Genomic DNA, 3,878 nt, shown 5'->3' on the forward strand with positions numbered 1-3,878 from the left:
CCAAATGATGAGGTTAGGAATGATTTTAAATCGGCTTTAAGTGTCATAGAGAATAGGTGTGATAGTTTGCTAGAATTTACCGATAAATACAGGAAACTGGTTCGTATTACTACTCCTCAAAAAGATTATTTCTCGCTTGCTTCCTTGTTTGAGAAGTTAGAACGACTAAATGCGAAACAATTGGAAGGGGTGGATTACAGAAGGGAAGGTGATTTTGAAGACTTTGTTCTTTTTGGAGATGAAAAGCAATTGATGCATGTGTTTGAAAATTTACTGTTCAATAGTTTACAGGCCTTTGATAGAAATAAAGTTCGTTATCCCAAGTTGCGCGTGGAGTTGAGTGAAATGAAATCCGAGTTCCTGATTTTGTTTAAAGATAATGGTGGAGGAATTCCAGAGGAAGCACTGCCTTACATCTTCTTGCCTTTTTACACCACCCAAGAGGAGGGGAGTGGTATAGGTTTGAGTGTGGCGCGTCAAATATTAGCTAAGCATAAAGGACAAATTAATTGGGTGAGAGAAAAAGCACCATTCACCACCTTTAGTATTAGAATTCCAAAAGGAAGGGGATAGCTAATCCATTCTTAATTTTGTTTTGAGTAGTGTTACATTTTGAATGTCCGTTCTACTGTCTAGCATTTCAATAAAACTTTTGAACCCTATCAGATATTGATTGATGCCTATTTTTCCATGTTTTTTGGTGGTGACAAAGATTTTCGCACTAAACGCGTTGTAGGTTACGTCCTGTAAATCTTCCCAGTTTAGGGTGTAGCTATGCCCATTGGTTTTATAAATCGTGAATTCGTCTGAGTTAAAGGTGAGTTTATGACGGTAATAACTCATCATCGCGTAAATTGCTGCTGGAATGATAAAAAGATCTACTATGAAAATGACATGATCTTCCGAGAAGTGATCAAAGGTCATTTTTGAAAGCAATAAAATATTAATACCAATGAATACCAAAAGAGCAAAAGCTCCACCGAGGAGGTAAACTTTGTTCATTTTTAAGTTGTAATTCCCTTCCTTATCTGGGGTAACTTTAGTATTTGTTCCAGAGCTCAATAAAAAGAACAGTCCTACTACGAGAGCTCCTACAATAGCGTATGGCAAATATTGGCGCATAGTGAGTTGTTTTTTGTAGGTAAGTTATTGATTTGTAGGGAATGCGCCAAATTTTATCTCTTAACGGATTTTATTGAATTACTATATAGGGAGGTGAATCCTTCTATTCAGAAAAATAAACTTTCTCCGTGCTTCCGTCACTGTACATGTAAATCAAGAGCTCATTGGGTTTGATGGTTGTTTCTCTACCTAGGATGTCTACAACTTTAACGAGTTCTTTTTTCTTGTTGATTTGTGGTTCCTTAATACCGATATAGCCTAGGGTGATTTCTCGGCAATATTCATCATTGGTGATGTTTAAATCCGTAAGGTTGTTTGGGTGACTTGAGTATACACATGTGTTTCTGAAGATTGAGTCTATACTGGGTTGATAATAACTTTGATGATTGAAAATTACTCCTAAATCAATCCAGGCAGAGTCTCCAGGTAATATGTTTAGGTTGTTAAATTCTTGTGTGTAATAGATTTCTCCACAGGCTACGTGAGGTCCTTGGTGATGGTTTAGTCTGCATGTGTTGAGGGGGTAATTTCCGTAATTTTTTAATAAAGCTTGAGCATATATTTTAACTGAATATAACCCGTTGACAGTTGGTATGTCCGAGATGTCTATTTGTGTGATGTTTAGGTTGCTCACACCTATATCTGTTCTATTCACTGAATTATTTTGAGTAGAATTTAAGGAATAATCTAATTGTCTAATGACTTTATTACTATTCGTTATTTCGAAATTTGAGTGAATACTTAAATGGTGTTCATTGAAATCTTTAGGGTCATCAATATTTACAGCTGTAAGGATTTGAAAGTTATTCACCAATTGCAGGTTGTGATCAAATGTTATGATGTTTTGAGCTGTGGCTGAATGACTCAAAAAAGATAGTTTGTTGTCCTTGTGTTTAAGATGTGAGTAATTCGATAGATTTTGTACAGTGTTCTGTGTAATTACTTGAAAGTTATTATTTATTGAGAAAATACTGTCCGTAGTGAGGAGGTAGATTGTATCACTTACAGTTGTGAAATCTGTAATAGTACTGTTGAAAGAAATTGTATTTATCGGAGTACCTGTTGCGGAGTACTTGTAAAGGTTGTTTTGTTCGGATGCAAGGAAAGTATTATTACTATTCTGTGTTATTTTAGTTAAGTTAAAATGTGGAACGGCTATGCTGTCCATTAGAATTCCGTTGGTATTCAAGGTATAGATTTTTGAACTAGAATTGTTAGAAAAGTTCAAGTAAAGGTCGTTGGAATTATTTAGGGTAAGTCCAGTACATTTATCGTTGAAAATATCTATTCCTGGCCACGGTTTTGTCCATAAATGATTTCCTGAGGCATCAAATTTTTGAATGAGCCAAGAGGCGAAATTGGCTATGTCACAATGGTAAATAGATTCAATTAGTAAATAGACACCATCATTTTCTGCAGGGATTATTTCATGAATGTACAAATATTCATTGCTGTCGTAGGCAATTTCTTGTGTCCAAAAGACTTGACCTAAGGTGTCGGTTTTGGTGAGATAAGAGGGGGAGAAATAGTAGTTGGAAATATAATCTTGATGTACAGAATAAGTATACTTTCCAAGGGTTACAACACCCGTTGCCCTTTGGTCATAATTGTCGTTGAGTCCGTATTCGTAGTTAAGTCCTTGACTAAAACCTAAAAAGGTTATTACACTTAACATTAAGGATAAATAGGATTTCATAAGGTGTGTTTTAGTGATTGGTTTTGTGGATGTTAAATTAAGGAGAAAAGTAGAAACTTCAAATGATTTTTTAATCACTCGCATGTTTGCGAAATTTCTAGGCCAGAGGTGAGGTGGTGACGAATTGCTTAGGGATAGGAGCGATAGCCCGGATTTATTGGCTGCCCTGCAACACCAAGTGAAAAGGCGACTTCAGAAGCCTTTAGAAGTTCGATGTTAAAGGCAGTAAATAAAGAGGACTTTAGCGGATTGCCCGACCCGACGAGGTTTTCGGCGGGGAAGCGCCTTGTGATTATCTTCTAGATTTTTTGCAAAGTTATTTCGAATAAAAAAAGACAACCAACCCAACGGTCAATTGCCTTTATATCTGAATTTTCATAGTTCTCTATATTAACCTGAACTTCACGGGTAAAGTAAATTGTTCACCTTCCTGATCTGAGCACAACAATAACTGGTTTAATGGGGTTTTATTCACCGCCTCTAGAGCAGCATTGTCTAAAAGTTTACAAACTCCATCGCTTACCCAAGCATTGATTTTTCCATCGTGTATGGTAAAAGATATTGTAACCGTTCCTTCTTGACGACGTTCTACGGCCATGGGTGGGTATTCCAAAATTTCTTGAACCCAAGATTTAATGACCTCTGTAGTATTTACACATGTTTCTGCTGTTGGATCTCCGGCACTTATAGCGCTAAAACTGATGAGTGTAAACATCAGTGGGAGTACGACTAATTTTTTCATGACTCTTGTTTTTGTGTTTGCTAACAAGGATATAAGAGTCGTGCCATAAAACAGGAACCCAGTAAAAATGGGTTTTTTGAGTCCTTACGATTTACGCTCGTTGTCCGTTTTCGTGCACTTCGTGATCAAAATCGTACAGTATGAATCTTGGAAAGGGTGTGTTTCTTCGTATTTATAAAACCGTTTCTTCAAAAAGTAATTGTAGTGTTTCTTCTGGGTTTTCAGTTTTACCTGTATGCATCATTGAGGTTTGGATGATGGAGCTTCGAGATGCAGCCAACCATCTAAATCTATCCGTCAAATCCATTTCACCAATTC

At 36.6% G+C, this 3,878-nt stretch carries 5 protein-coding genes; 1 reads left to right on the forward strand and 4 read right to left on the reverse strand.

Annotation, left to right across the window (positions count from 1 at the left end):
• On the forward strand, nucleotides 1-573 hold a 573-nt coding region (locus AC22ZQ_RS13050), incomplete at its 5' end, for a sensor histidine kinase (RefSeq protein ID WP_318959203.1).
• Here AC22ZQ_RS13050 and AC22ZQ_RS13055 read toward each other — a convergent pair.
• The 4 genes from AC22ZQ_RS13055 to AC22ZQ_RS13070 form a co-directional block, all read right to left on the reverse strand.
• Entirely contained in the window at nucleotides 574-1,122 is a 549-nt protein-coding gene (locus AC22ZQ_RS13055; RefSeq protein WP_318959204.1) for a hypothetical protein, read from the reverse strand. It abuts the gene before it with no gap.
• 103 nt (nucleotides 1,123-1,225) lie between these two features.
• Nucleotides 1,226-2,818 (reverse strand): hypothetical protein, encoded by a 1,593-nt coding sequence (locus AC22ZQ_RS13060; protein ID WP_318959205.1) that lies wholly within the window; start codon nucleotides 2,816-2,818, stop codon nucleotides 1,226-1,228.
• A gap of 385 nt (nucleotides 2,819-3,203) precedes the next feature.
• A complete protein-coding gene (locus AC22ZQ_RS13065; protein ID WP_318959206.1) occupies nucleotides 3,204-3,560 on the reverse strand; it encodes an energy transducer TonB in 357 nt (118 codons plus the stop codon).
• A 172-nt stretch (nucleotides 3,561-3,732) separates the two neighbouring features.
• Nucleotides 3,733-3,867, reverse strand: coding sequence for a DUF3037 domain-containing protein (locus AC22ZQ_RS13070; RefSeq protein ID WP_318959207.1), 135 nt, complete (start codon nucleotides 3,865-3,867; stop codon nucleotides 3,733-3,735).
• Between the last annotated feature and the right edge of the window lie 11 nt (nucleotides 3,868-3,878).

The sequence above is a fragment of the Lishizhenia sp. genome, assembly GCF_057456495.1.

Excerpts from the sequence above, each read along its gene's own strand:
- AC22ZQ_RS13055 (WP_318959204.1), bottom strand. The coding sequence starts at position 1,122 with ATGCGCCAATATTTGCCATACGCTATTGTAGGAGCTCTCGTAGTAGGA.
- AC22ZQ_RS13060 (WP_318959205.1), bottom strand. The coding sequence starts at position 2,818 with ATGAAATCCTATTTATCCTTAATGTTAAGTGTAATAACCTTTTTAGGT.
- AC22ZQ_RS13065 (WP_318959206.1), bottom strand. The coding sequence starts at position 3,560 with ATGAAAAAATTAGTCGTACTCCCACTGATGTTTACACTCATCAGTTTT.
- AC22ZQ_RS13070 (WP_318959207.1), bottom strand. The coding sequence starts at position 3,867 with ATGGATTTGACGGATAGATTTAGATGGTTGGCTGCATCTCGAAGCTCC.